The sequence below is a fragment of the Arthrobacter sp. 05N425 genome (assembly GCF_056397125.1).
This window is the reverse complement of the sequence record NZ_JBFTMU010000001.1, coordinates 282809-307961: the sequence shown is the minus strand read 5'-3', so window position 1 is coordinate 307961 and position 25153 is coordinate 282809. Positions and strand designations below refer to the sequence as shown.

The following is a 25153-nucleotide window of genomic DNA, read 5'->3' as shown; positions in this document are numbered from 1 at the left end:
CCCATGTCTTCAGACACGACGAACGACGCAAACACCATCGCCCCCACCGCCGAGATCAGCACCGAGAGCATCCAGGAGGCTGTTGAGGAGATCCTGAACGCAGGCGTGCTTCCGCCCATCGTCCAGGTGGGCCACCCGGTGCTCCGGCAGCAGGCGGTGCCCTTCACCGGCCAGCTGGACGACGCCGAACTCAGCCGGCTGATCGATCTGATGCGCAGGGTCATGCACAAAGCACCGGGCGTCGGGCTCGCCGCACCGCAGCTGGGAATCCCCCTGCAGATAGCCGTCCTGGAGGACCGGTTCGACGTCGACCCGGAGGTAGCCGCGGCCCGGGGGCGGGAGCCCCTGCCGTTCTTTGCCATGCTCAACCCGAGCTACGTGCCGCTGGGCTCGGCCAAGAAGGCCTTCTACGAGGGCTGCCTGTCCCTCAACGGCCTGCAGGCGGCGGTGCTGCGGCCTGAATCGGTGCGGTTGGACTTCACCGCGGTGGACGGCACAGCGCAACAGCGGGACTTCACCGGGTGGCAGGCCCGCATTGTCCAGCACGAGACCGACCACCTGCACGGGATCATCTACCTGGACCGGGCCGAGCTGCGCTCCCTGAGCAGCAACGCCGAATACGCCGCCCGCTGGGCCCAGCCGGACATCGAACACGCCCGGCAGGAACTGGGGTTCCTGCCGGACGAGCCGGCCGGTTAGTTTCCCGAGCTTCCTGCCGCGTTGTTCGCTGCGCCGCGCGCCGGCGCCGGATTGGCCGCCGTCGGAAGGTGCCGTGACCACCACTGCAGGATCTGCTCGAAGCGCTGCCGGCGGTGATGCGGCGTTCCGGACCGGGACAGCTCGTGGTTCTCGCCCGGGAAGACCAGGAAGGCAGCCTCCACGCCCTGCTGCTTGAGGGCAGTGAAGTAGCGCTGGCCCTGTTCCACCGGGCAGCGCAGGTCCTCCTCGCTGTGGATGACCAGGGTGGGAGTGCGCACCTGCTCCACCCGGGCCATCGGGCTTTGCGCCGCCATCTGCTCCGCGGTGCGGCCGGTGTACTCGCCGCCGAAGAACCAGCCGATGTCCGAGGATCCGGTGAAGCTCACGGGATCGAGGAAGCCGCGCTCCACAATGGAGGCCTTGAAGCGGTGGTCGTGGCTGATGGTCCAGGCCGTCAGGTAGCCGCCGTAGGATCCGCCCATGATGCCGAGGGCCGCGCCGTCGAGTTCCTCGAACTTCTGCAGCGCCCCGTCCAGGAAGGCCAGGACGTCCTGCATGTCGACGGTGCCCATGCGCTCTTTGATCGAGCGTCCGTGGGCCTGGCCGTAGCCGGCCGAGCCGCGCGGATTGCACATCAGGACGGCATACCCGGCCGCCGCGTAGACCTGGGCCTCATCGAACAGCGCCCCGGTGAACTGCGCGAACGGGCCGCCGTGGATGTTGAGCAGCACCGGGTGCGGACCGTCGCCCGCCGGCCGGACCAGCCAGCCGTGCACCGGGTAGCCGTCCCCTGACGCGAAGGTGAGTTCCTGTGGGGCGATGATCCCGGCTTCGTCACGCAGCGGCGCCGAGAAGTCGCTCACGACGCGGAGCCGGCCGCTTCCCTCAAGGACCGCCGCGTCTCCGGCAGTTTCCGCATCGGCGAAGCTTAGGACCAGTGTTCCCCCGCCGTCGGCCGCGCCGCTAACCACGCGCTCGCCATCGAGCAGAACGCCGCGTTGCCCGGTGGGGCCGAACTCCAATAGTTGTACGGTGCCCCGTGCGTTATTCAGGACCAGGGCGCCGTCTGCGCCGCGCAGCTCAATCCCGCCGCCGCTCAGATCCGTGGTCTCCGGATCGCTGAGCAGGACAGCGTCCCCGCCGCCGGCTGGCAGGACGTAGAGCGCCGTGTTGCGGGCCACGAAGTCCTTGCCCTCGGCGCCGAGGTCCTGCGCCGAGAAGTACAGCCACCGGCCGTCCCGGCTTTGCCGGACGGCGGTGACGGACAGCCGTCCGGTGTCGCCGAGGGGCACGGACTCGGGGCCCTCTCCCCCGGCTTGGGGATCAGCCGGAACCCGGTAAATTCCGCTCACCAGGTCCTCGTCGCTGCCATCGTGCAGGGCGGCGGTGAAGTACACGGCTTCGCCGTCGGTGCTGAAGGTGGCACCGTTGTGGTCCGTCGCGGCTGTGGTGAGCTGACGCGCCTCCGGCAGGCCCGCGGCAGCCGTGCCTTCTTCTGCGGCCTTGGCGGCCTTGAGTGCCCGGCCGGACGGGGCCACCCTCGGTTCCTCGTCCAGGTCCGGGACCGGGATGACGAAGAGCTGCAGGGGTTTATCCGCCGTGTAGCCGACGCCATTCATCCGGTACTGGTAGTCCGTGATCAGCCGGGCATCCTCGCCGCCGGCCGAGACTCCGTCGACCGTGCCGTAGCGGCCGTCCTCGGGCGTCCTGGCGCTAAAAACGATGCTGCGCGAATCCGGGGACCAGGTGAAGGCGCTGACACCCAGCGGCGCATCCGTCAGCACCACGGGCTCGCCGCCCGAGGCCTCGACCACGTGCAGCTGCGGTTTGCCGCCGGCTTCGGCGCGGAGGAACCCCAGCACCTGCCCGTCCGGGGAAAAATCCGGTGCCGTGTCACGGAAGCCGCGGGTCAGCCGGCGCGGTCGCAGTGCCGGATCCACCGGCACGTTCCACAACTGGCCCACGTAGGCGTCGGCGTCGAAATCGGGGCGGACCACGGCCACGACGGCACGGGAGCCGTCAGGGTGCACCGCGGGAGCCGAAACGGACTTGAGCAGGGGAAGATGTTCGGATTTCACGAGTGCGAGCCTAACCGCTGGCGTCCGTGAGGTGAAATACCTCACATCCGCGCGGCGCCGCCGGGAGTTCAGGGCGGCCGCCGGAGCGTGCCGGCCCTACGATTGACTTTATGCCCGCCGCTTCCCTCGCCGCCCTCGTGTGCCCCGTGTGCCGGGGGCCGTTCACGGCAGGCAGCGGTGGGCGCTCCCTGATATGCGCCGCCGGGCACAGCTTCGACGCCGCCAAGCAGGGATACTTCAACTTCCTGACGGGCAAGGGCACCGTCTTCGAAGCGGACTCCGCGGCGATGGTCGCGGCCCGCTTCGACTTCCTGTCCGCCGGCCACTACCGTCCCCTGGCCGAGGCGGTCGCCGGACTTGCCGCCCCGTTCCTCGCCGAAGCCGGGTCCGCGGTGCTGGACTCCGGCACCGGCACCGGGCACTACCTTCGCGCCCTGCTGGACCGTGTGGCGGCTGCGGCCATCGGCATCGACATCTCAAAATTCGCGCTTCGCCGGGCGGCCCGGCTGAACCCGGAGGCGGTCAACCTCGTCGGCGACGTGTGGCAGCCGCTCCCTGTGGCGGACGACGCCGTAGACGTCGTCACCGTGGTCTTCGCGCCGCGCAACGCGGCTGAGTTTGCCCGGGTGCTCCGGCCCGGCGGCCGACTGATCGTGGTGACCCCCCGGCCCGGGCACCTGGCCGAGATCGCCGGACAGACCGGCATGCTGGGAATCGAGCCGGCCAAGGAGGAGCGCCTCGCGGCGACACTCGCCGGGCACTTCCACGCGCACGAAGGACGGGACCTGGACCTGGACCTGCGCCTGGCGCCCGCCGACGTCGCCAATCTCGCCCTGATGGGGCCCGCCGGGCACCACCTTGACCCTGCCTCCCTGGCCGCCAGGGTGGCAGGACTGCCGGCCCGCACAGCAGTGTCCGCCCGCTTCCGGATCGGTGTTTTCGCACCGTTGCAGTCTCCGCAACAGGCCGCTGAACGATAACGACTTGGCCACGTTCCCGGGCTGATCCTGGCACCCTGCCCGCGTCCTTGCCGTCCGGCTTAGGATGGAACCACGTTAGGGAGGGCCTGTGCCTGCAGGCCCGGCTGCGTGGCTAAGGGGGAATGATGTTCGACTGGCTGGCCGAAAACTGGTGGGCGTTGTGGCTCACGGTCTTCCTGGTGTTTGCCGTGGTGGAGATGCTCACCCTCGATCTGTTCTTCATCATGCTCGGCGGCGGTGCCCTGGCCGGGCTGGTCGCCGCCTTCGCCGGCGCGGACTTCTGGCTCCAGATCGTTGTCTTCAGCGTCGTCTCGCTGCTCATGATCGGCTTCGTGCGGCCGGTGGCGCTCAAGCACCTTCGCAGCAGCCCGGCCGACCAGCGGAGCAACGTCGAACGCCTGATCGGCGAATCCGCGCTCGTCATGGAACCCGTGAGCGCCAACGGCGGCCTGGTCAAGATCGGCGGCGACATCTGGAGCGCCCGCTCGGAGTCCGGCGTGCTGACTCCCGGGCAGCACGCCGTCGTCAGGTCCATTGACGGTGCCACCGCCGTCGTCGACCCGCAGCCTGAGCCGCAACCGAACCCGTCGCCGGAACCGGAGGCGCTGTAAGGCTGCGACCGTTCCGAGCCGCCTCTCGGGGCACAATCTTCCTGTTGCCGCCACCGGCCGCAGGATCAGCGGCAGCCGGACTGCCGCGCACAGCAAAACCACATAACTGGGGAAAAGGTGATGTATGGATATCGCAGTCGCAATAGTGCTGCTGGTACTCGTTGCGTTCGTAATAATCGTGCTGGTGCGCTCGGTGCGGATTGTCCCGCAAGCGCGCGCCGGCGTCGTGGAACGCCTGGGAAAGTACCAGCGGACGTTGAACCCGGGCCTCACCATCCTGATTCCCTTCGTTGACCGGCTCCTGCCCCTCCTCGACCTGCGCGAACAGGTGGTGTCCTTCCCGCCGCAGCCGGTGATCACCGAGGACAACCTCGTGGTGTCCATCGACACCGTCGTCTACTTCCAAGTGACCGACGCGCGGGCCGCTACCTACGAGATTGCCAACTACATCCAGGCCGTCGAGCAGCTCACCACCACCACACTGCGCAACGTGGTCGGCGGGCTGAACCTTGAAGAGGCGCTGACCTCGCGCGACCAGATCAATGGCCAGTTGCGCGGCGTCCTGGACGAAGCGACCGGACGCTGGGGCATCCGGGTCTCCCGGGTGGAGCTCAAGGCGATTGATCCGCCCCACTCCATCCAGGACTCGATGGAGAAGCAGATGCGCGCCGAGCGGGACCGCCGTGCCGCCATCCTGACGGCCGAAGGCACCAAGCAGTCCGCCATTCTTACCGCCGAGGGCCAGCGCCAGTCCTCGATCCTGAAGGCGGAAGGCGATGCCCAGGCAGCCATTCTGCGGGCCGACGGCGAGGCGCAGGCCATCCAGAAGGTCTTCGACGCCATCCACAAGGGCAACCCGGACCAGAAGCTCCTGGCCTACCAGTACCTGCAGACGCTGCCGAAGCTCGCCGAGGGAAGTTCCAACAAGCTGTGGATCATCCCCAGCGAGGTGGGCGAGGCGCTCAAGGGGATCGGCAGCGCCCTTGGCGGCACCAACCCCGACCCGCGCTCGGACGGGCCGTTCGGGACCGCGGCTGCCTCTGCCGCAACGTCGACGGAGCCCGCGACGGCCGCGGGTTCCGCACCGGAGGCCTAGTCGGGACGCTACAACCGTAGTTACAGGGAGGCACCCGCTCGGGCGGGTGTCTCCCTTTTTTCTGCCGCTTGTCCCTGCCGCTTTTCCCGCAGCTGCTTTCGGTCGCTTCACCCGACGCGGGAGCGGCTTTACCTGAGGTGCCGCTCCCGCGTATACTTGAGTATTTGTCCGGACGGTTCAGCTTGCCGGAACAATTACGCTTCGCGCGGCGTTATATCTACTGACGATTCCTGCAGTGGGGAACGCCACGCAACAAGTAGTCCGGCGAGGTCCCAGTGGCCCCCGGCTAGCGCAGGGCCCGGCCCTGCGAACCGATCATAAGGGAGAAAAGATGAGCGATCGCAGCCTGCGGGGTATGCGCCTTGGCGCACAGAGCATGGAGACCGAATCCGGCGTCGAACCGGCTCCGCGCCAGCGGGTCGAGTACCGCTGCGAGGACGGCGAGCAGGTGTTCGTGACCTTCTCCTCCGAAGCGGAGATCCCCCCGGTTTGGGTTTCTAAGACCGGCAAGGAGGCCCTGCTGGTCGACGGCGAACGCCCCGTGAACAGCAACGAGAAGGCCGTCCGCACGCACTGGGACATGCTGCTGGAACGCCGCTCCCTGCCCGAGCTGGAGCAGATCCTGGAAGACCGGCTCACCATCCTGCGCGAACGCCGCGGCGAACGCCGCTCGGCCTAGCAACCGCGCCCACGCACAAAAGGCCGGGCCGGCACCTCGTTGAGGTGCCGGCCCGGCCTTTTGCGCGTCTGAGTCTATTTGCGGCCGAGCTTGCGGCTTAGGGTGTTCCAGCGGGCGGTGAGGCCCCACTTGGTGACGTTGATCATGGCTTCGACCACGATGTTGCCGCTCATCTTCGACGCGCCCAGTTCGCGCTCGACGAAGGTGATGGGACGCTCCACGATGTTCAGGCCCAGCTTGGCCACACGCCAGGCGAGGTCCACCTGGAAGCCGTAGCCCACCGAGTCCACGGAGTCGAGGTTGAGCTTCTCCAGCGTGCTCCGGCGGAAGGCACGGAAGCCGCCGGTGACGTCCTTGATCTTGACGCCCAGCATGATGCGGGCGTAGGTGCTGCCAACGCGGGAGATGGCCTGCCGGTACAGCGGCCAGTTCACGACGCTGCCGCCCGGTACCCAGCGGGAACCCATGGCCAGGTCTGCACCCTGCTCGACTGCTTCTATCAGCTGGGGCAGCTGCTCCGGCTTGTGCGAACCGTCGGCGTCCATCTCGACAAGGATGTCGTAGCCGGCGTCGAGGCCCCACTTGAAGCCGGCGATGTATGCCGCGCCGAGTCCGGCCTTGCCCTCCCGGTGCAGGACGTGGACCTGGCCATCCTCAGCCGCGATTCGATCCGCCAGCTGGCCCGTGCCGTCGGGGCTGTTGTCGTCAACCACCAGGACGTCGGAGGCCGGCACAGCGGTGCGGAGACGCCCGAGGGTCTTGGGCAACGATTCCAGCTCGTTGTAGGTCGGGATGATCGTGAGGACACGCACAGCGGGGCCTTTCCTTGGAGGGAGCGGTCGGAGGGCCGGGGCTGTCGGCAGTTAGCCGACGACAGGCACAGCTCCCCATTATAGTCAGTCAGCACGCCGAGGCCGGGCGGCCGGCCCGGCAGGCGTGGTCCGGCGCGGACCGGCCGGTCTGGACCGCCCGGGCGTGCCGGCGTGGTCCGGCGCGGACCGGCCGGTGTGGACCGCCCGGGCGTGCCGGCGTGGTCCGGCCCGGCAGGGCGCTTATCGTCCGAGTGAGCCGTTGGAGAAGAGTTCGACGCCGTCCCGCACGGTCTGCAGGCAGACCGGGGAGGTGCCGGTGTCCAGTGCCGGGAGCAACGGTGTCCGGGCGCGCGGGTCCGTGCTCCAGGACTGGACCCGGCCGTCGGCCACCTGCACCATGAGTTCTTCGACTTCCCAGACCGCGAAACTCGCCGGAGCGCCGGGGACAAGCTGGCCCGCCATTGGGTTCCGGTACCGGGCCGCCCGCCAGCCGGCCCGGGTGTGGCCCAGGAAGGCTGCGCGGGCAGAAATCCGCTCATCGGCGTTGTGGTGTTCGAGGCAGGCGCGGACGCTGGACCAGGGCCGCAGCGGCGTGACCGGGCTGTCGCTGCCGAAGCACACCGGCACGCCGGCGGAGTAGAACGAGCCAAAGGGGTTCATGGCGGCGTGGCGGGCGCCAAGCCGCTGGGCGTAGAGGCTCTCCCCGCCGCCCCAGAGGGCGTCGAAGACGGGCTGCGCGCTGACGGTCACCGAGTACTTGGCCAGCCGTTGGATGGCGTCCACGTCGGCGATTTCGACGTGCTCCAGGCGGTGGCCGGCGGCACGGACGCGCTGTTCCCCGACTTCGGCGGCGGCCTGGTCCAGGGCGTCCAGCGCGGCGTCGAGCCCGGCGTCGCCGATCACATGGAAGCCTGCCTGGATCCCGAGCACTGAGCAGGCCGCGAGGTGCGCTGCGGCCTCATCGACCGAGAGGTAGCGGGTGCCCCGCTCCCCCGGCGCGTCGCTGTAGTCGCCGCGGAGCGCGGCGGTCCGTGAACCGATGGAACCGTCCATGTTCAGGTCGCCGGCCAGGCCCAGGACAGAAACGCCAAGGCTGTCCAGGATGGACCGGGCCTGTTCGGCGGAAACGGCAAGCTGGCCCCAATAGGGCAGGATCTCCGGAACGGCGTGTCCTGGCCGGTCGGCGGCGTTCCAGCCGGCCGCGAGCTGCAGGTCCTCGATGCTGCCGATGTGCGGTGCCGCCATTTCGGCGAGAGCGACATAGCCGTTGGCGGCCGCCTCCGCCAGCGCGGCCTCCTGGTAGCGGCGCAGGGCACCGGCGGGCAGGTTCCGGGCGGCGCGCCGCGCGGCGGTGTGGGCGGCCCGTTTGACCTGCCCGTCGGCGGCGTAGCCGTCGAGGCTCTCAAGGCCGGACGCGGCGGCCAGGGAAGCGGAGACAAGGGCCGAGTGCACGTCCACCCGCGACAGGTATACCGGCCGGCCGCCGGCGGCGCGGTCCAGTTCTTCGCGGCTGGGCAGGACCGGGTCGGCCCAGAGCGTTTCGTCCCAGCCGTGCCCCAGCACCGTGCCGCCCGCGCCGGAAGCGGAGACGGCGGCGCCGGCGACGGCGTCAAGCAGTTCGGCTGCGGAGCGGACCCCGCCGAGCTGGAGCGAGTCCAGGGCGATGCCGGTCTCTGTCAGGTGCACGTGGGAGTCCACGAAGCCGGGGGCAAGGAGCGCGCCCTGCAGGTCGATGACCTCCATGGAGGAGTCCGCGATGGACGTGGCGGCCTGTTCAGAGCCGACCCAGGCCACGGTGTCACCGTCGACCAGCATGGCCGTAGCGAAGGGATCCGCCGCGGTGTAGACGGAACCGTTGCGGTACAGCGTCACCTTGCGCTGTTCCTTGGAAGCCTCGGACGGTGAAGCGGTCATGGTGTGGAACTCCTTGTAGCTGGGGGCCGGTGTGCCGGGCCTGCGGCATCGGGGCATGGTGGAGGAAAGGCAGGGGCGGAGGGCCGCTAGGGGCCGGTCACACGACGGCCGAGTAAGCGACGACGCCGCGTTTGACCAGGGTGATCGCGTCGCCGCACAGCCGTGCGACGCGCGGGTCCAGTCCGGGAATCTTGGCGAGCTGGTCCAGCAGGTCGATGACCTGTTTCACCCAGCGGACGAAGTCGCCGGCGGCGAGGTCCGTGCCGCTGAGCACCTCCTGGAGGTGTCGGCCCTTGGCCCACTTGAAGATCGGCCAGACCAGGCCGAGCTCGGGCTCCCCCGTCAGTGGCAGCTTGTTGGCCTCCTCCACGTCCTCCAGGGCGGACCACTCCCGCACCACGGTGTCGACGGCGGACTCCAGCGAGACGCTGGGCATCTTGGGCCGCAGACCGCGGTCCTCGCGCTTGGCCTGGTAGACCAGAACGCTGGCCAGTGCCGCGATTTCCGCGGCGTCGAGGTCGCTGAAGGCGCCCATCCGCAGCGCCTGGGAGATCAGCAGGTCCTTTTCCCCGTAGATCCGGCGCAGCCGCTGCCCGTCCGGGCTGATGGAAAGCGTGCCCGAGTCGGAGGTTTCCAGGTAGCCGTAGCCGGAGAGGACTCCGCAGACCCGGTCGAAGGTCTTGGCGATGGTGTTGGTGCGTCCCTGGATTTGGCGGATCAGGCCGTCGGTTTCCTGCCGGAGCTTCCACCAGCGCTCGGACCAGCGGGCGTGGTCCTCGCGTTCGCTGCAGCCGTGGCAGGGGTGGGCCCGGAGCTCGCGGCGCAGTTCCGCGATCTTCTTCTCCATGTTCGGCAGGGCGGCGGCACGGCCGAAGTCCTCGTTCCGGTTCGGCGGTGCCGGCGGCCGGCTCTCCCGGATGGCGTTGCGGACCGATGAGGCCAGGTCGCGCCGCGACTTCGGCACTTTGGCGTTGAAGGACTTGGGGATCCTGACCCGCGTGATCGGGGCCAGCGGTCCCTCCACATCGTGAAGGCCGATCCGGCGAAGCTGGTTGTCCAGGGTCATTACCGCCGGCCGCGGCTCGCGGGAGTGATGGTCCGAGCTGAGCACGACGGCGAGGCCGGGGGCCCGGCCGGACGGCACATCGACGACGTCGCCGGGCAGCAGCCGGCTCAGGGAGTCTTCGGTGAGCGACTTCCGGGCCCGCGACGTGCCTTTGGAAGCTGCGTTTTCGGCGTCCGACAGGGCCCGGCGCAGTCTGGAGTACTCGGTGAAGTCGCCCAGATGGCAGCTCATTGCCTTGCTGAACCCGGCCAGGGATTCCTCCCGGCTGCGGACCTGCTTGGCCAGTCCGACCACGGAGCGGTCCGCTTGGAACTGGGCGAAGGAGGACTCAAGGATTTCGCGGGCGCGCGGCCGGCCGAACTGGGCCACGAGGTTAATGGACATGTTGTAGGTGGGCCGGAAGCTGGAGTTCAGCGGGTAGGTCCGGCGGGAGGCGAGACCCGCGACGGCTGCCGGATCGGTGCCCGGCTGCCAGAGCACGACGGCGTGCCCCTCGATGTCGATCCCGCGGCGGCCCGCCCGGCCGGTCAGCTGGGTGTACTCCCCCGCCGTGATGTTCACGTGCGCTTCGCCGTTGAACTTATCCAGCTTCTCCAGCACCACGCAGCGCGCGGGCATATTGACCCCCAGCGCGAGGGTCTCGGTGGCGAACACCGCCTTGACCAGTCCGTCCACGAAGAGCTTCTCGACGACCTCCTTGAAGGTCGGCAACATGCCGGCATGGTGCGCGGCCAGGCCACGCAGCAGCCCGTCCCGCCAGCTCCAGAAGCCCAGGACGTCCAGATCGTCGGAGGGGATGTCCTGGGCCGCTTCGTCGACCCGCTGGGCGATGATGAGCTGTTCCTTCTCGGTGGTCAGCCAGAGCCCGGCGGAGACGCACTGCGCCACGGCGGCATCGCAGCCGGCGCGCGAGAAGATGAAGGTGATGGCCGGCAGCAGGTCCATCCGGTCCAGGCTGGCGATGACCTGCGGGCGGCTGGCCTTCCGGACCGGGCTGCGCGGGGCGCCCTGCGGTGCCGCCTCCCGCTGGCCGCGCTGCTGGCGGCGCTGGTTGCGGCCGCCGTGCCCGAAGCGGCCGCGGAAGTTCATCTGGCTCTCGGCCCGGGCCATCGACAGCAGTTCCGGGTTGACCTCGTAGCCGGCGCGTGCGGTGATCGCGGCGCTGGAGCCTGCGGTATCCGCGGTAGCGGCCACATTGTCCTCACCGGCGGGCGCAATTTCGTCGAAGCTGGTGTCGCCGGCGAACAGGTCCACGATCTTGCGTCCCACCATGACGTGCTGCCACAGCGGTACGGGACGGTGCTCGGAGACGATCACGTCAGTCTGGCCGCGGACGGTGTCCAGCCAGGCGCCGAACTCCTCGGCGTTGGAGACCGTGGCGCTGAGCGAGGCCACCTGCACCTCGCTGGGCAGGTGGATGATGACTTCCTCCCAGACGGCGCCGCGGAACCGGTCGGCGAGGTAGTGCACCTCGTCCATCACGACGAAGCCGAGGTCATCCAGGGTCTCCGAGCCGGCATAGAGCATGTTGCGGAGCACCTCGGTGGTCATCACCACTACCGGGGCTTCGCCGTTGATGCTGGTGTCACCGGTCAGCAGGCCCACCTGCGCCGCGCCGTACTTCTCGGCCAGCTCGGTGTACTTCTGGTTGCTTAGCGCCTTGATCGGCGTCGTGTAGAAGGCTTTCAGGCCGCGCTGGAGCGCCAGGTAAATGGCGAACTCCCCGACAATCGTCTTTCCGGCCCCGGTCGGGGCGGCCACCAGCACGCCCCGGCCCGCTTGCAGGGACAGGCACGCCTCGCGCTGGAAGGGATCGAGGTCGAACGCGAGCGAACGGGTGAAACCGCCCAGATAGGTCTTGGCTTCTGCGGCCCGCTCGGCGCTGGCACGGTAACGCTCGGACGGCGACTCCGGCCCGGGTAGTGAGGACATGCTTCCAGCCTAGTGGGCGGACGGCTAGAGATTCTCCAGCTCGGAGCTGGGAGTCGCCTGGTCCGCGGTGGCTTCGGTCTCGGCGGCCACCTTGGCCGCCCGCTTCTCCCGCCGGCGGTCGTTGAGCAGGCACAGCCCGATGGCGGTGAAGAACAGCACCAGCATGGGCACGGCAAGGTAGAACATGCTCATCGCGTCGGCGCCGGGGGCGGCCATGGCAGCGAAGAGGCAGACCAGGAACACGGTGATCCGCCAGCTCTTGAGCAGCTGCTGGCCCTTGATCAGCCCGGCCAGGTTGAGCCCGAACAGCACCACCGGCAGCAGGAAGGCAATGCCGAAGGCGAGCAACAGGCGCAGCACGAAGGACAGGTAGACCTGGGCGCTGATGAAGTTGGAGCCGCCGGAGGGGGTGAAGTCGGTCAGCACCCGCACCGCGTTGGGGAGCACCAGCCAGGCGAGCAGGACGCCGCCGACGAAGAGCGGCACGGCGGCGGCGACGAAGGAGAGCGCCAGGCGCCGTTCCTTCTTGTGCAGCCCGGGGACAATGAACGCCCAGAGCTGGTAGAGCCAGACCGGGCTGGCGACGATCAGGCCCAGGAACACGGACACCTGGATCATCAGGTCAAAGGAGCTCGCCACGCCGTCGAAGTTCAGCGACGCCTGCCGGCCTTCATGTTCGTTCAGGTCGCGGATCGGCTTGATCAGCGCCGCCAGCATGGGCTGGTAGACGAGGAATCCGACGACGGTCCCGAGGACGACGGCGATCGCCGACTTAAAGAGCCGGTTCCGCAGCTCTTTGAGGTGATCGAGGAGGGCCATCCGGCCTTCGGGGTTCGATCGGCGGCTCATGGTTACTGCCATGTGGTTCTAGGCGCGGTTCGGCGGCGGAACGTCGGTTCCCTCGCCCGGGCGGCTCTCGGTGCCGGCGGACCGGGGGTGGTTCACGACTTTGCCTTCGACGGCGTCGGAGTCAGCCTTGGCCTCCGGCGTGCCGTCCTTTTTCATTTCGCGGACCTCGGATTTGAAAATCCGCATCGACTGGCCCAGGCTGCGGGCCATTCCGGGCAGCTTCGGTGCAGCGAAAAGCACCAGGGCCAGGACGATGATGATGATGAGATGCCAGCCTTCAAGCCTCATGCTGGGTGGTCCTTTCGTTTGAGTACATCCTATGTCTAACGCAGATCGATGTCGCGCAGCGCCTGGGGCTGGCCTCGCTCCGCTTTGCGCCGGATCCGGCGCAACCGCCGGGCTTCCTGACGCGCGATTTTGGATGCATGGTAATCATGTCGCATCAACGCGGGCGGGGCAAAAACGGCTGCCCCGGGCTCCGCGTACGGGCCGGCTCCGTCCCCCGCGTCGTCGCCGTTCGAGCCTACGGCACCCACATGAACAGCGGCTGAACCGGAGGTAAGCGGGGAGGAAGCGAACGTGGAGAAGCGCTCCCCCGCCTCACCGAGTTCCTTGACCGTGGCCATGAACTGCCGGAAGAGCCGGACGCCGAGCACGCCAAAGAACAGCAGCGACAGCGCGACGAGCGCTATCCAGATTACGATCCAGGACCACCAAGGCATGCTGATCAGTCTAGCTGGCGTGCGGGGTGGTCCTCGTATCGGGCGAGGGCGGCGTCGAGCCATTCCCGGGCGGCCGCGGCCAGCGCAGGAGGCTGCAGGATGCGGACGGCGCCGCCGTGCTGGGCCACGAACATCGGCAGCCAGCCGGCACTGCCGAAGCGGATTTCGGCCAGGACGTGGCCGTCCGCAAGCGCGGCGGTCCGTTCGGCGTAGTAGTCATCCGCGAGCCCGGCGCCCTGCCTGGTCAGCTCGACCACCACCACGGCGTCATCGTCGTTGGGCGTGAACAGCTTGACCGGGAACCCGCCTGCCGGGTTGGCGGCCGAGGACACCGGGCGTCCGTTGGGTTCCAGGCTTTGGATCCGGTCCAGCCGGAAGTTCCGCAGGCCCTGCGCGGAATGGCAGTACGCCTCGAGGTACCAGGTGCTGTCCATTGAGTAGAGCCGCTGCGGGTCGATGTCGCGTTCGGTGACGGCATCGCGTTGCGGGGAGAGATAGCTCAGCCGCAACTGCGCGCCGGTGCGGATGGCGTTGCGTGCCGTTTCGAGGGTGCCGGAATCCTCCGGCGCCACCTCGGGACCGGACACGGCCGCCGCCTTCAGCCCCTCCTCGCCGGCCGCGGCCATGAGCTTGAGCGTCACGGACTCCAGGGTGCCGCCCTCGGCGAGTCCGGGCAGGCCGTTGAGCGCTTCGAGGCCGGTGAGCAGCGCGCAGGCCTCGTCCACGGTGAAACGCACCGGCCGCTTAAGGTCGAGGTCCTCGATGATGTAGACGTGGTCGTCGTCCCACTGGATGTCCAACAGATCGTCCGGGTAGCCCTCGGGCAGGCCGGAGCAGATCAGGATCCGCAGGTCGTCCTCGAGTTCCTTGCGGGTGATGCCGAACCGGTCGGCAACTTCGCTGATGTGCAGGCCCTGGTTGTGTACCAGGAACGGGACCAGCTGGAGCATCCGCTTGAGCTGGTCCTCGGACGTGCGTTTCCGGCTCCGTTTGGCCGGAGCCAAACGCGGGAATTCGATCGGCGGGACCGGCGCCGCAGCGAAGGCTGCGGCTGCCGCCAGTCGCCGGCGCACGGCGGTGTGCAGCTCGGGCGGCGCGACGACGACGGCCTTCGGGCCGTAGGAGGCGAGTTCCTCGGCGAGCGTCTCAATGTCCCGGTATGGCACCTTGAGGCGGTCGAAACCGGGGCGAGGCGCTGCCGCGACGGCATCGGTGATGTCACCCTCGGTGCCGGCGGCGGGTCCGGCATGCTTGCGAAGCCCCAGCAGCGCGCCGTCGGCGACGTCGACGAGGGCGTGCCGCACGGGCAGTTCGGGCAGCGCGGCAAGTTGTTGGCGGACGTTGAAGGACGACGGCGGGGTGAAGGACTCCTGGTCCAGCACGGTGACGGCGGAGGTGAACCGCGACAGCCGGTAGAACCGTTTGTCCCCGCGGGCGCGGTCGTGGCCAACGAGGTACCACTGCCCGAAGCGGCTGCCGAGGCCCCAGGGCTCGACGGTGCGGGTCTCCTCCTGTCCGGTGCTGCCGGCCAGATAGTTGAAGCTCACGGGGTGCTGGGTGTGGACGGCGGCGACGAGGTCCTCGAACGCCTGCCCGGCAGGGCGGATGCGGGGCTGGACCCCCGGGGGAAGTTCGGCGTCCGGCAGGCCGCCGGCGGCCTGCAGTTTGCGCACGGCGTCGCGCGCGGCGGAGCCCAGGGCAGCCTGTTCCCAAAGCTGCGCGGCGAGGATCAGCACGGTGCACTCTGCGGGGGTCAGGCTGACGTCCGGCAGCCGGTTGGATTCCTTGCCGATCCGGTACCGCGTGGTCGCCGGGTCATCGGAGCCCCAGCCCTTGTCCGTCACGGTCTCGACGTCGAAGCCGAACTGGCGCAGCTCGCCTTTGTCCCGTTCGAACATCCGGCCGAAGGCCGCCTCGGAGCTGGTGGTGTCGTGATAGACCTTCTCGCGCAGCTCGCTGCGGCGTAGCCCGTATTGGGTGTTGAGCAGGGCGATGAGCAGGTTCAGGAGGCGTTCAGTACGTGAGGCGGACACTCCGCAAGGGTACTAAAGTGTCCGCCCCGAAAACCGCGAAAGCGCGGCAACAACCGGAAGAACTTTCCGATTGTTACCGCGCTTTCGCGGTGGCCGGTGGGTGGGCCCACGCCGGCGAGGGCCCCGGCCCGAGCTTGCGAGGGCAGGGAGCCGGTGGGGATTAGCGGACGGCGACGAGGTCGACGACGAAGATCAGGGCCTCGTTGGGGCCGATCGCTCCGCCGGCGCCGCGGGCGCCGTAAGCCATTTCGGAGGGGATTTCGAGCCGGCGGCGGCCGCCGACCTTCATGCCCAGCAGGCCCTGGTCCCAGCCCTGGATGACCTGGCCGACGCCGACCCGGAAGTCCAGGGGTGCGCCCCGGCCCCAGGAGGCGTCGAACTCTTCGCCGGTGGACCAGGCCACGCCGACGTAGTGGGTGGAGACGGTGTCGCCGGCCTTGGCCTCGGCACCGTCACCCTCGATCAGGTCGGTGATGACGAGCTCGGTGGGTACGTCGCCCTCCGGGAAGTCAATTTCCGGCTTCTGGCGGTCGATGTTGCGCTGTCCAAATGACATGGTTGCTCCTTCTTGGGTGGCTTGCTTAAGCGGGGTTGTTTACTTGACGCCGAGGATGTCAACGACGAAGACGAGGTCGCCCTTGGCGTCGCCCTGGCCCTTGTCGCCGTAGGCGAGGGCCTTCGGGATGACCAGGAGGACGCGGGAGCCGACGGTCTTGCCGGCGAGGCCCTGCGTCCAGCCCTTGATGACGCCATTGAGCGGGAACGTGGCCTTCTTACCGCTGGTGAAGCTGGAGTCGAAGACCTTGCCCGAGGCCAGCGCCACGCCAACGTAGTTGACGGTGACGGTGTCGGATTCCTTGACCGCCTGGCCCTTGCCCTTGATCAGGTCCTGGGAAATGAGGGCCTTGGGAGCGGCCACGCCCTTGACCGAGATCTCCGGAACGCCCTTGTCGTTTTCCTTCACGGTGGGCAGGCCGGCCGGCGGGGTCACGGCGTCGCCCTCGGGCTTGTCCAGGACCTTGGGAGCGTCCTTCGCGGCGAGGATTTTGATGACCAGCAGCTGCGACGGCTGGGCCGCGCCGCCTTCGGCGCTGGCTGCCTTGCCCGGCACGGCCAGGGCCAGATGGGAGCCGACCTTGGCGCCGACGAAGGCGTTGTAGATGACCGCGCTGCCGGCCTTGAGTTCATCGTTCAGCTCGAGCTTCTCGGGGTCCTTCGGGAAGGTGTCCTCAAGGGTGGAGCCGTCCTTGCCGTTGAAGGCGACGATGGAAATGTCCGCGACCTGGTTGGCCTTGACGCGTTCGCCGTCGCCGTCCTTGACCACCTTGATGGTCGGGTCCTTGACCTCAAGCGGCTTGGTGAACTCGACGCCGGGGGCCTTCTTGTCGCCGTTCTCGGTCAGTTTCAGGGAGTCCAGCTTCGCGGTCTCGCCGGCGGACTGGCTGGTGGGCTCCGGGGCGGCAGGCTGGCCGCCACCACAAGCGGTGAGCAGCAGCAGTCCGGGGAGGAGAATTGCTAATAGTCGGCGCACGTAAGAACTTTCGTCGGGGCAGGATGGACGCTTCGCCGGACGGTTGCCAGCGGCAAAGCATGCGGTGGCCGTGAAACGGCACCTTCCCCAGAATAACGCGGAAAGCTGGGTATCAGCCCATAGAGTCCAGCAGGGCGTCCACCCGGTCGTCCACGCTGCGGAAGGGATCCTTGCACAAAATGGTCTGGTGGGCGCGGTCGTTCAGCTTCAAATGGACCCAGTCCACCGTGTAGTCACGGCCCAGTTCCTGCGCCCGGCGGACGAAGTCGCCGCGCAGTTTGGCCCGGGTGGTCTGCGGCGGCGCGTCGACGGCATCCTTCACTGCGGTGTCATCGACGACCCGCCGTGCCGCGCCGCGGGCCTGGAGCAGGTAGAAGAGACCGCGGCTGCGTGAAATGTCGTGGTAGGTGAGGTCCAACTGGGCGATCCGCGGCGCGTCGAGTTCCAGGCCGTGCCGCTCCCGGTAGTTGTCCATCAGCTTCTTCTTGATGGCCCAGTCAACTTCGGTGTCGATCGTGCTCGTGTTTCCGCTTTCGATCGCGTCAAGGGTCCGTTCCCACAGGTCCAGGATGAGCGGGACGTGCGGGTTGTGGGCGCCGCGGTCCGCCACGAATTCGGTCACCTTGTTCAGGTACTCGCGCTGGATCTCAAGGGCCGTGAGCTGCCGGCCGTTAGCGAGGCGCACCACCGCGCGGCCGCTGAGGTCGTGGGAGATCTCCCGGATGCTGCGGATCGGGTTTTCCATCCGCATGTCACGCATGATCACGCCGGCCTCGATCATCCGCAGGATCAGGTCCACGGTGCCGACTTTGAGCAGGGCCGTGGTCTCGGACATGTTCGAGTCCCCGACGATCACATGCAGCCGCCGGTAGAACTCCGCGTCGGCGTGCGGCTCGTCGCGGGTGTTGATGATCGGCCGGGACCGGGTCGTGGCGGAGGAGACCCCCTCCCAGATGTGGTCCGCGCGCTGGGAGAAGGCGTACGTGGCGCCGTGCGGGGTCTTCAGGATCTTTCCCGCGCCGGCGATCAACTGGCGGGTCACGAGGAACGGGATCAGGATTTCCGCCAGCCGGGAAAACTCCCCGCGGCGGGGAATCAGGTAATTCTCGTGGCTGCCGTAGGAGTTGCCCGCCGAGTCGGTGTTGTTCTTGAACAGGTACACGGTGCCATTGAACCCCTCGGCCGCAAGGCGCTCCTGCGCCTCGTCCACGAGGTCGTCCAGGATCAGCTCGCCCGCCCGGTCATGGGCGATGAGCTGGGCCAGGTCGTCGCACTCGGCGGTCGCGTACTCAGGGTGCGAACCGACGTCGAGGTAGAGCCGTGAGCCGTTGGTGAGGAACACATTGGAGGACCTCCCCCAGCTGACCACCTTGCGGAAGAGGTACCGGGCCACTTCCTCCGGCGCGAGCGGGCGGGACTCCGGGCTCGAATAGGAAATTCCGAATTCGGTTTCGATACCGAAGATGCGCTTGTCCATTTCAGTTCTCCTCAGCCAGCAGTGCCACGACGTCGGCGTCGTCGAGGCGGCGGAAAGCGCGGCGGGTGCCGCGGCTGCTCTCGGAGCCGCGGTCCAGCACGGCCACCTCCACGGCCGACGCCGGCAGTGCGTCGGTTTCCTTGTCCGCTACCAGTCCGGCCAGGGCCAGCCGGATGGCGCCGGCGAAGTCGAGTTCGCTGCGCCAGCCGGCCGCAACGGCTTCGGACACCTTGTCGGCCTGGCCGCCCATCACGATGAATCCCTGTTCGTCGGCGATGGACCCGTCGAAGGTCAGCCGGTAGAGGTGGTCCAGGTCCTGGCTGTCCCCGACCTCCGTCACGGCCAGTTCCACTTCAAAGGGCTTCTGCTCGGCGGTGAAGACGGCGCCGAGGCTTTGCGCATAGACGCTCGCCAGGCCCCGGGCCGTGACGTCCTCGCGGTCGTAGGAGTAGCCGCGGACGTCCGCGTAGCGCACCCCGGCCTGGCGCAGGCTTTCGAACTCGTTGTACTTGCCGACGGCGGCGAAGGCGATTTTGTCGTAGATTTCGCCGATCTTGTGCAGCGACGGCGAGGGGTTTTCCGCGACCAGGGCGATCCCGTCCCGGCAACTGATGACCACCACAGAACGTCCCCGCGCGATGCCTTTCCGGGCGAAGTCCGCCCGGTCCTTCATCAGCTGTTCGGGCGAGACATAGAACTGCTGGGTCATCTCAGGCCTCCCGCTGGGCTACGGCCCGTGACTCGATGATGGCGCCGGCCACCGCCGCAAGTTCGCGCTCCGGGACGCGCACTGCACCGGAGCGGCTGACGGTGTAGACCACGGGCCAGAGTTGCCGGACGGGGTCCGGACCGCCCGTGGCGGAGTCGTCGTCGGCCGCGTCGTACAGGGCTTCGACCGCCACCTGGACGGCGTCGGCTTCGGAGAGGTTGGGCCGCCAGAGCTTCTTCAGCGCGCCGCGGGCGAACATGGAGCCCGAACCGACGGTGTGGTGCTCCTGCTCCTCGTAGCGGCCGCCGGTGACGTCGTAGGAGAACAGGCGGCCGACGCCGGCGGGCCGGTCGAAGCCGGCAAACAGCGGGACCACGGCGAGGCCCTGCATCGCCATGGGAAGGTTTCCGCGGATCATGGCACCGAGCCGGTTGGCCTTGCCGTCCAGGCTCAGCTGCGTTCCTTCGATTTTTTCGTAATGTTCCAGCTCTACCTGGAACAGCCGGGTGATATCGAGCGCGATGCCGGCAGTGCCGGCGATGCCGAGCACGGAATACTGGTCCGCGGGGAACACCTTCTCGATGTGCCGGCTGGCGATCACGTTGCCCATCGTCGCGCGGCGGTCACCGGCCATCAGCACTCCCCCGGCGTAGGTCAGGGCCACGATCGTGGTTGCGTGCGGGGTCTGGAGCGGCGCGGTTGCAGGTCCAGCTGGTAAGCCGTGTTGGAGGGCGTTGTAGGGCAGCAGTTCGGGCCGTGAACGCTGCAGGTGCTCCGTGAATGAGGACGTCGCGTTCGCTGCTACCTGGTTGGCTGATGTTTCCTGCACTGGTGCACTCCCTCAACGTAGTGGATCAACGACTTCCGGCCCTCAGCCCTGTGTCTCCTCAGTTCCGGTTCTCCTCCAGTAGTGTCCGCGACCAGCCGTCGGCCGGGGGGCTACTGGCCGCCCTTCTGGACGAAGGCCCTGACGAACTCCTCGGCGTTTGACTCCAGCACGCCGTCGATCTCATCGAGCAGATCGTCCACGCCCTGGGTCGCGGCAGAGGCCTGGGCCTCGGGTGCCGCGGGAGGTGCGGGTATGTCCTCCTCGACCTCAGTGTCGCGGGACTGCGGCTGCTGCTGCTCCTGGCCTGCCATCGTTTTCTCCTTCTGATCCCACTGTTTAATCCCACCGGCTGCCCCATCCTGCACAGGACATCCTGTAAGCAATCTTGCCACGCCCTGGTCCCCTGCGGGGGGTCTTTGGGCCTACGAACCCGGGGGCAACCCGAGCAACTCCGCAAGGAACGGCGCGGCCTCGCGGTGCCGGGCGAAGAGTCCTCCGGTCAGGGCCTCCGTGCCGCGCAGCGGTTCGCGGGTGGGGACCCGCTGCAGCTTGCCGCGCCCCGGCAGGTCGAAGATCACCGAGTCCCAGCTGGCGCCGACCAGGTCGGTGCCGAAGCGGCTGACGCAGCGGCCGCGGAAGAAAGCCCGGGTGTCCGACGGCGGCTCCGTCACCGCACGGGCGATCGCTTCGTCGTCGACGATCCGCTGCATCCGGTCGCGGGCCAGCAGCCGGTGGTAGAGCCCCTTCTCGGGGCGGATGTCCGCCCACTGCAGGTCCACGAGCCCCAGCCGGGCGTCCGACCATTCCAGCCCGTCACGCTGGCGGTAGCCCTCCAGCAGCGAGAGCTTGGCCAGCCATTCGACTGTCGACGCGGCGGCGGCCCGGTCGCTGTCCAGCGCGGTAAGGGTCGCCGACCAGCGCTCGAGCACGGCGTGGGTGTGGCCGTCGCCGTCGACGGCGTCCGCCACACCGGTATCCTGGGCGAGCTTGGCGGCAGCCTCGAAGTACATCCACTGCAGGTCCAGGGCAGTGACGCGGCGTCCGTCGAGCAAGCGCAGGGTCGCGGTCAGGGAGGTGTCGTGGCTGACGGCCTGCAGGGCCGCCACCGGTTCGTGGACCTCGATGCGGGGCGCCAGGCCAGCCTCGATGAGGCTCAGGACCATGGCGGTGCTGCCGAACTTCAGGAAGTTGGCTCCCTGGCTGAGGTTCGCATCGCCGATGATGACGTGCAGCCGGCGGTATTTGTCCGCGGTCGCGTGCGGTTCATCCCGGGTGTTGATGATGGGTCGCCGGATGGTGGTTTCGAGGCCGACCTCGGTCTCGAAAAAGTCCGCCCGCTGGCTGATTTGGTAGCCGGGCCGGGAGCTGTCCTGGCCCAGGCCGACGCGGCCGGCGCCGCACATGATCTGCCGGGTGACAAAGAACGGTGTCAGCCCCCGGGCTATTTCGCCGAACGGGACCGAACGGGGCATCAGGTAGTTTTCGTGCGAGCCGTACGATACGGATTTGTTGTCCGTGTTGTTCTTGTACAGGTTGATCGGCGGCAGTTCCGGGTCCGCGGCCAGCCGGCGGACCGCGGCCAGAGCCACGAGGTCCCCGGCGGCGTCCCAGGTGACGGCATCGCGGGGGTTGGTGACTTCCGGGCTCGAGTATTCCGGGTGGGCGTGGTCCACGTAGAGCCGCGCGCCGTTGCCCAGCACCATGTTCATGAGCAGCGAACCGGACTCGTCCCCGCCGTCGTGGTCCAGCTCCGCGCGGCCGTAGGCAAGCGCGATCGCCTCCGCGTCCAGGGCCGGTGGCCGGTCGGTGAGTTGTTCCGGTTCCGCCTCGCTGCGCTCCAGGGTCCAGCCCCGGGCGTCGTGCAGCGGCTCTTCGTCGGTGTAGTCCCAGCGGGTTTCGGCGCCGCCAGCTGCGCGTTGCCGGGTCACCAGGGCGTAGGCTTGGATGACCCGGGCGGACATCATAGTGGCGTTGGCCCCCGGGGCGGAGGGCGCGTGGATACCGTATTCGGTCTCGGAGCCCATCACCCGCATGGCGCCGCCGGCGGGCAGCCCCCCTGAAACCGCTGAAGGTCCGGCGGTCACAGGTATTGGCCCGTGCTCGGCATCGTCTCGATGGATTTGCCGGGTTCCTGGCCGGCCTTGCCTTGGACGATGGTGCGGATGTATGTGATGCGTTCGCCCTTCTTGCCGGAAATCCTGGCCCAGTCGTCCGGGTTGGTGGTGTTGGGCATGTCCTCATGCTCGCGGAACTCATCAATGACGGCGCGGAGCAGGTGGTCGATGCGCAGGCCCTTCTGCCCGGAGGTGAGCAGGTCCTTGATCGCGGACTTCTTGGCGCGGTCCACGACGTTCTGCACCACGGCGCCGGAGTTGAAGTCCTTGAAGTACAGCATTTCGGTGTCCCCGTTGGCGTAGGTCACCTCGAGGTACTCGTTGGACTTCTCGGTGGAGTACATGGCCTCTACCGTGCGCTGGATCATGGCATCCACCGTCGCCTGCACGTCGCCGTTGTGCTCGGCGAGGTCCTGCTCGTGGAAGGGCAGGTCCGTGGTGATGTATTTGTTGAAGATGTCCGCGGCGGCCTCGGCATCGGGACGCTGGATCTTGACCTTCACGTCCAGCCTGCCCGGGCGCAGGATCGCCGGATCGATCATGTCCTCGCGGTTGGAGGCGCCGATCACGATCACGTTGTCCAGCCGCTCCACGCCGTCGATCTCGCTGAGCAGCTGCGGCACGATGGTCGTCTCGACGTCCGAGGAGATGCCGGTGCCACGGGTGCGGAACAGCGAATCCATCTCGTCGAAGAACACCACCACGGGGCTGCCCTCGGAGGCCTTCTCGCGGGCCCGGGCGAAGATCAGCCGGATGTGCCGTTCGGTCTCACCGACGTACTTGTCCAGCAGTTCCGGTCCCTTGATGTTCAGGAAGTAGCTCTTCATGTCCGTCTTGCCGGCGCGTTCGGCGGCCCGGGCGGCCAGCGAGTTGGCCACGGCCTTGGCGATGAGGGTCTTGCCGCAGCCCGGCGGCCCGTAGAGCAGGATGCCCTTGGGTGCCTTGAGCCCGTGCTCCCGGTACAGGTCCGGGTGCAGGAACGGCAGTTCGACGGCGTCGCGGATCTGTTCGATCTGCGGGCCCAGTCCGCCGATGTCCTGGTAGGTGATGTCCGGGACTTCTTCGAGGACGAGGTTTTCCACTTCGGAACGGGGAATCTTCTCCAGGGCGTAGCCGGTGCGGCTGTCGATCGAGAGGGCGTCGCCGACCCGGAGCTTCTGCGCCAGCAGGGCGCCGGAGAGCCGGATGACCCGTTCCTCGTCCGCGCGGCCCACAACGAGGGCGCGGTCCGATCCCAGCAGTTCCTTGAGCGTGACCAGGTCTCCGGCCCGCTCGTAGCCAAGCCCGGCCACCACCAGCAGCGCCTCGTTGAGCAGGACTTCCTGCCCGACGGCAAGTTGGTTGATGTTCACAAGCGGGCTGATGCCCACCCGCATCTTGCGGCCGGCGTTGAAGATGTCCACGGACTCCTCCGTGTCGGCCTGCCCGCTGCTGCCGGGTTCGGGGCGTCGCTTCGGGTTTAGCTGCAGGACGGTGCCGAAGCTGTAGGGCGGCTGGCCCTCCTGGTCCAGGGCGTTCTTCAACCGCAGGATCTCGGCCTTGGCCGTTTCCAGCATGCCCACGAGCTTGGAGTTGTTCTGCGTGGCGGCCGCGAGCTGGCGGTCGATGTGGCGGAGCTTGTCCCGCAGGATATTGACCTGGCGTTCGGCAACCGATAGCTCATTGGCTGCATACCGGTCGACGTCGGATGCCCCCGCCGGTTCAGTCCCTCCGGCAGCGGCAGCCGCCTGGGCCTCGTCCTCCGCCGGCGTCCGGCCGTGGTCGTTGTTGGGAGTCTCCATCATGCATCAGCCCCTTCCGTACTTCTATTAAGACCATAGCCCCAACTCGGCGGGTGCTGCTGAAGACTTCCGAAATACGGACTAGTTCGTAACCTCGGGGGTGTCCTTGACGTTAGTTCCGGCGATCGCGTCGCGGGCGGCCCGGCGCAGCTTCTTGTCCGAGACCGCGCGTTCGCCGACTGCCCCGGGGGTCCAGGCGTTGACATCCTCGGCGTCGAACTCGGTCTTGGACGGCCGGCGCTTCACGGAGATGCCGGTGACGCCGTCGGCCAGCCGGCGGGTGACCAGCAGGAAGCCGGTGTGGGCTACCATCCGGTGGTCCGGGCGCACGGCGAGGCCCTCGAGGTGCCAGCCGCGGACCATGGATTCCCAGGCATCCGGCTCGGTGAAGCGGCCGTCGGCGCGGATGGCCTCGGCGGTCCGTGACAGCTGCGTAACAGTCGCGACATAGTTGATCCACACGCCGCCGGGAGCCAGCACGGTGGCCACGGCGTCGAGGCATTCCCAGGGCGCCAGCATATCCAGGACCACCCGGTCCACGGATCCCGGCGCCTCGGTCCGCACAACTTCCTCCTGGAAGTCGCCCAGGGTGATCTGCCACGCCGGGTGCGGGCCGCCGAAGATCGTTTCGACGTTGCCGCGGGCGATGTCGGCGAATTCCGCACGGCGTTCGAAGGAGTGCAGGTAGCCGTTGTCCCCCACCGCGCGCAGCAGCGAGATGGACAGTGCGCCGGAGCCGACGCCGGCCTCGACCACGCGTGCGCCCGGAAAAATGTCGGCCATGGTGACGATCTGGCCGGCGTCCTTGGGATACACCACGGCCGCGCCGCGCGGCATCGAGAGCACGAAGTCCGAGAGCAGCGGGCGCAAGGTCTGGTACTGCTGGCCGACGTTGTTCACCACGACCGAGCCGTCCGGCTTGCCGATGATCTCGTCGTGGTTGAGGAAGCCGCGGTGCGTGTGGAAGGCCCCGCCGGCCTCGAGGCTGATGGTGTTCATCCGGCCGCGTTCGTCCGTGAGCTGCACCCGCTCGCCCTCGCGGAACGGACCGCGGCGCCGGTTGGCGCCGACCGGCGCAGTGCCGGGCGCAGTGCCGGGCGCAGTGCCGGGTGCTGTTTCGGTGGCTGTTACATTGGCAGTTTCGGCGGCTGGCGCCGAAATGCTGTCGGCGGCTGTGCTGTCCCCGCTGGGGGTGGCGTTGGCGGCAGTGTCGCTGCTCATGAGATGTTCCTCGCTCCTGT

22 protein-coding genes are annotated in these 25153 nt (G+C 68.3%); 5 read left to right on the top strand and 17 right to left on the bottom strand.

Going from position 1 to position 25153, the window contains the following annotated elements; all coding sequences use genetic code 11:
• The first annotated feature begins 3 nt into the window (after window positions 1–3).
• A complete protein-coding gene (locus tag AC1DGE_RS01390) occupies window positions 4–699 on the top strand; it encodes a peptide deformylase (protein ID WP_476892513.1) in 696 nt (231 codons plus the stop codon).
• On the opposite strand, the gene AC1DGE_RS01385 is transcribed toward AC1DGE_RS01390, so the two are convergent.
• On the bottom strand, window positions 696–2777 hold the full coding sequence (locus AC1DGE_RS01385) for a S9 family peptidase (protein ID WP_476892514.1): 2082 nt from the start codon (window positions 2775–2777) through the stop codon (window positions 696–698). The genes AC1DGE_RS01390 and AC1DGE_RS01385 overlap by 4 nt on opposite strands.
• Before the next feature lie 110 nt (window positions 2778–2887).
• Between AC1DGE_RS01385 and AC1DGE_RS01380 the strand changes: the two genes are divergently transcribed.
• The 4 genes from AC1DGE_RS01380 to AC1DGE_RS01365 all read left to right on the top strand — a co-directional run bounded on the left by AC1DGE_RS01380 (window position 2888) and on the right by AC1DGE_RS01365 (window position 6143).
• A complete protein-coding gene (locus tag AC1DGE_RS01380; protein WP_476892515.1) occupies window positions 2888–3757 on the top strand; it encodes a methyltransferase domain-containing protein in 870 nt (289 codons plus the stop codon).
• A 125-nt stretch (window positions 3758–3882) separates the two neighbouring features.
• Complete coding sequence (locus AC1DGE_RS01375) at window positions 3883–4368, top strand: NfeD family protein (RefSeq protein WP_441417883.1); 486 nt, start codon at window positions 3883–3885, stop codon at window positions 4366–4368.
• Between the two features lie 124 nt (window positions 4369–4492).
• Window positions 4493–5464: an SPFH domain-containing protein gene (locus AC1DGE_RS01370; RefSeq protein ID WP_476892516.1), complete on the top strand. Its 972-nt coding sequence runs from the start codon at window positions 4493–4495 to the stop codon at window positions 5462–5464.
• A gap of 331 nt (window positions 5465–5795) precedes the next feature.
• A complete protein-coding gene (locus tag AC1DGE_RS01365) occupies window positions 5796–6143 on the top strand; it encodes an RNA polymerase-binding protein RbpA (RefSeq protein WP_026266329.1) in 348 nt (115 codons plus the stop codon).
• Window positions 6144–6217: 74 nt separating this feature from the next.
• On the opposite strand, the gene AC1DGE_RS01360 is transcribed toward AC1DGE_RS01365, so the two are convergent.
• From AC1DGE_RS01360 to AC1DGE_RS01285, 16 genes are all read right to left on the bottom strand, one after another.
• On the bottom strand, window positions 6218–6955 hold the full coding sequence (locus AC1DGE_RS01360) for a polyprenol monophosphomannose synthase (protein WP_441417783.1): 738 nt from the start codon (window positions 6953–6955) through the stop codon (window positions 6218–6220).
• A 240-nt stretch (window positions 6956–7195) separates the two neighbouring features.
• Complete coding sequence (locus AC1DGE_RS01355; RefSeq protein WP_476892517.1) at window positions 7196–8869, bottom strand: amidohydrolase; 1674 nt, start codon at window positions 8867–8869, stop codon at window positions 7196–7198.
• A 97-nt stretch (window positions 8870–8966) separates the two neighbouring features.
• Complete coding sequence (locus AC1DGE_RS01350) at window positions 8967–11867, bottom strand: DEAD/DEAH box helicase (RefSeq protein ID WP_476892518.1); 2901 nt, start codon at window positions 11865–11867, stop codon at window positions 8967–8969.
• A 24-nt stretch (window positions 11868–11891) separates the two neighbouring features.
• Complete coding sequence (gene tatC / locus AC1DGE_RS01345; protein WP_441417884.1) at window positions 11892–12686, bottom strand: twin-arginine translocase subunit TatC; 795 nt, start codon at window positions 12684–12686, stop codon at window positions 11892–11894.
• A 48-nt stretch (window positions 12687–12734) separates the two neighbouring features.
• Window positions 12735–13004 carry a Sec-independent protein translocase subunit TatA gene (gene tatA, locus AC1DGE_RS01340; protein WP_441417786.1) on the bottom strand — a complete coding sequence of 90 codons (270 nt, stop codon included), beginning with the start codon at window positions 13002–13004 and terminating at the stop codon, window positions 12735–12737.
• A 35-nt stretch (window positions 13005–13039) separates the two neighbouring features.
• Window positions 13040–13438: a hypothetical protein gene (locus AC1DGE_RS01335; protein WP_476908818.1), complete on the bottom strand. Its 399-nt coding sequence runs from the start codon at window positions 13436–13438 to the stop codon at window positions 13040–13042.
• A gap of 5 nt (window positions 13439–13443) precedes the next feature.
• Entirely contained in the window at window positions 13444–15471 is a 2028-nt protein-coding gene (locus AC1DGE_RS01330) for a helix-turn-helix transcriptional regulator (RefSeq protein WP_441417788.1), read from the bottom strand.
• Between the two features lie 160 nt (window positions 15472–15631).
• A complete protein-coding gene (locus AC1DGE_RS01325) occupies window positions 15632–16027 on the bottom strand; it encodes an FKBP-type peptidyl-prolyl cis-trans isomerase (protein ID WP_441417789.1) in 396 nt (131 codons plus the stop codon).
• A gap of 39 nt (window positions 16028–16066) precedes the next feature.
• Entirely contained in the window at window positions 16067–17002 is a 936-nt protein-coding gene (locus tag AC1DGE_RS01320; protein ID WP_476908819.1) for an FKBP-type peptidyl-prolyl cis-trans isomerase, read from the bottom strand.
• Between the two features lie 112 nt (window positions 17003–17114).
• The gene (gene pafA, locus AC1DGE_RS01315) at window positions 17115–18479 is read right to left on the bottom strand and encodes a Pup--protein ligase (protein WP_441417791.1); all 1365 of its coding nucleotides are present in this window, start codon (window positions 18477–18479) and stop codon (window positions 17115–17117) included.
• Window position 18480: 1 nt separating this feature from the next.
• On the bottom strand, window positions 18481–19188 hold the full coding sequence (prcA, locus tag AC1DGE_RS01310) for a proteasome subunit alpha (RefSeq protein ID WP_175323655.1): 708 nt from the start codon (window positions 19186–19188) through the stop codon (window positions 18481–18483).
• A 1-nt stretch (window position 19189) separates the two neighbouring features.
• Window positions 19190–20017, bottom strand: coding sequence for a proteasome subunit beta (gene prcB, locus AC1DGE_RS01305; protein ID WP_441417792.1), 828 nt, complete (start codon window positions 20015–20017; stop codon window positions 19190–19192).
• 110 nt (window positions 20018–20127) lie between these two features.
• The gene (locus tag AC1DGE_RS01300) at window positions 20128–20328 is read right to left on the bottom strand and encodes a ubiquitin-like protein Pup (RefSeq protein ID WP_146337557.1); all 201 of its coding nucleotides are present in this window, start codon (window positions 20326–20328) and stop codon (window positions 20128–20130) included.
• Window positions 20329–20439: 111 nt separating this feature from the next.
• On the bottom strand, window positions 20440–22050 hold the full coding sequence (gene dop / locus AC1DGE_RS01295) for a depupylase/deamidase Dop (protein WP_476916886.1): 1611 nt from the start codon (window positions 22048–22050) through the stop codon (window positions 20440–20442).
• A 47-nt stretch (window positions 22051–22097) separates the two neighbouring features.
• Window positions 22098–23912: a proteasome ATPase gene (gene arc, locus AC1DGE_RS01290; RefSeq protein WP_441417886.1), complete on the bottom strand. Its 1815-nt coding sequence runs from the start codon at window positions 23910–23912 to the stop codon at window positions 22098–22100.
• An 81-nt stretch (window positions 23913–23993) separates the two neighbouring features.
• On the bottom strand, window positions 23994–25133 hold the full coding sequence (locus AC1DGE_RS01285) for a tRNA (adenine-N1)-methyltransferase (protein WP_441417793.1): 1140 nt from the start codon (window positions 25131–25133) through the stop codon (window positions 23994–23996).
• Window positions 25134–25153: the final 20 nt, after the last annotated feature.

Coding starts and splice junctions, on each gene's coding strand:
- AC1DGE_RS01390 (WP_476892513.1), top strand. CDS start 4: ATGTCTTCAGACACGACGAACGACGCAAACACCATCGCCCCCACCGCC.
- AC1DGE_RS01380 (WP_476892515.1), top strand. CDS start 2,888: ATGCCCGCCGCTTCCCTCGCCGCCCTCGTGTGCCCCGTGTGCCGGGGG.
- AC1DGE_RS01375 (WP_441417883.1), top strand. CDS start 3,883: ATGTTCGACTGGCTGGCCGAAAACTGGTGGGCGTTGTGGCTCACGGTC.
- AC1DGE_RS01370 (WP_476892516.1), top strand. CDS start 4,493: ATGGATATCGCAGTCGCAATAGTGCTGCTGGTACTCGTTGCGTTCGTA.
- AC1DGE_RS01365 (WP_026266329.1), top strand. CDS start 5,796: ATGAGCGATCGCAGCCTGCGGGGTATGCGCCTTGGCGCACAGAGCATG.
- AC1DGE_RS01355 (WP_476892517.1), bottom strand. CDS start 8,869: ATGACCGCTTCACCGTCCGAGGCTTCCAAGGAACAGCGCAAGGTGACG.
- AC1DGE_RS01350 (WP_476892518.1), bottom strand. CDS start 11,867: ATGTCCTCACTACCCGGGCCGGAGTCGCCGTCCGAGCGTTACCGTGCC.
- tatC (WP_441417884.1), bottom strand. CDS start 12,686: ATGGCCCTCCTCGATCACCTCAAAGAGCTGCGGAACCGGCTCTTTAAG.
- tatA (WP_441417786.1), bottom strand. CDS start 13,004: ATGAGGCTTGAAGGCTGGCATCTCATCATCATCATCGTCCTGGCCCTG.
- AC1DGE_RS01335 (WP_476908818.1), bottom strand. CDS start 13,438: ATGCCTTGGTGGTCCTGGATCGTAATCTGGATAGCGCTCGTCGCGCTG.
- AC1DGE_RS01325 (WP_441417789.1), bottom strand. CDS start 16,027: ATGTCATTTGGACAGCGCAACATCGACCGCCAGAAGCCGGAAATTGAC.
- pafA (WP_441417791.1), bottom strand. CDS start 18,479: ATGGACAAGCGCATCTTCGGTATCGAAACCGAATTCGGAATTTCCTAT.
- prcA (WP_175323655.1), bottom strand. CDS start 19,188: ATGACCCAGCAGTTCTATGTCTCGCCCGAACAGCTGATGAAGGACCGG.
- AC1DGE_RS01300 (WP_146337557.1), bottom strand. CDS start 20,328: ATGGCAGGCCAGGAGCAGCAGCAGCCGCAGTCCCGCGACACTGAGGTC.
- dop (WP_476916886.1), bottom strand. CDS start 22,050: ATGCGGGTGATGGGCTCCGAGACCGAATACGGTATCCACGCGCCCTCC.
- arc (WP_441417886.1), bottom strand. CDS start 23,912: ATGGAGACTCCCAACAACGACCACGGCCGGACGCCGGCGGAGGACGAG.
- AC1DGE_RS01285 (WP_441417793.1), bottom strand. CDS start 25,133: ATGAGCAGCGACACTGCCGCCAACGCCACCCCCAGCGGGGACAGCACA.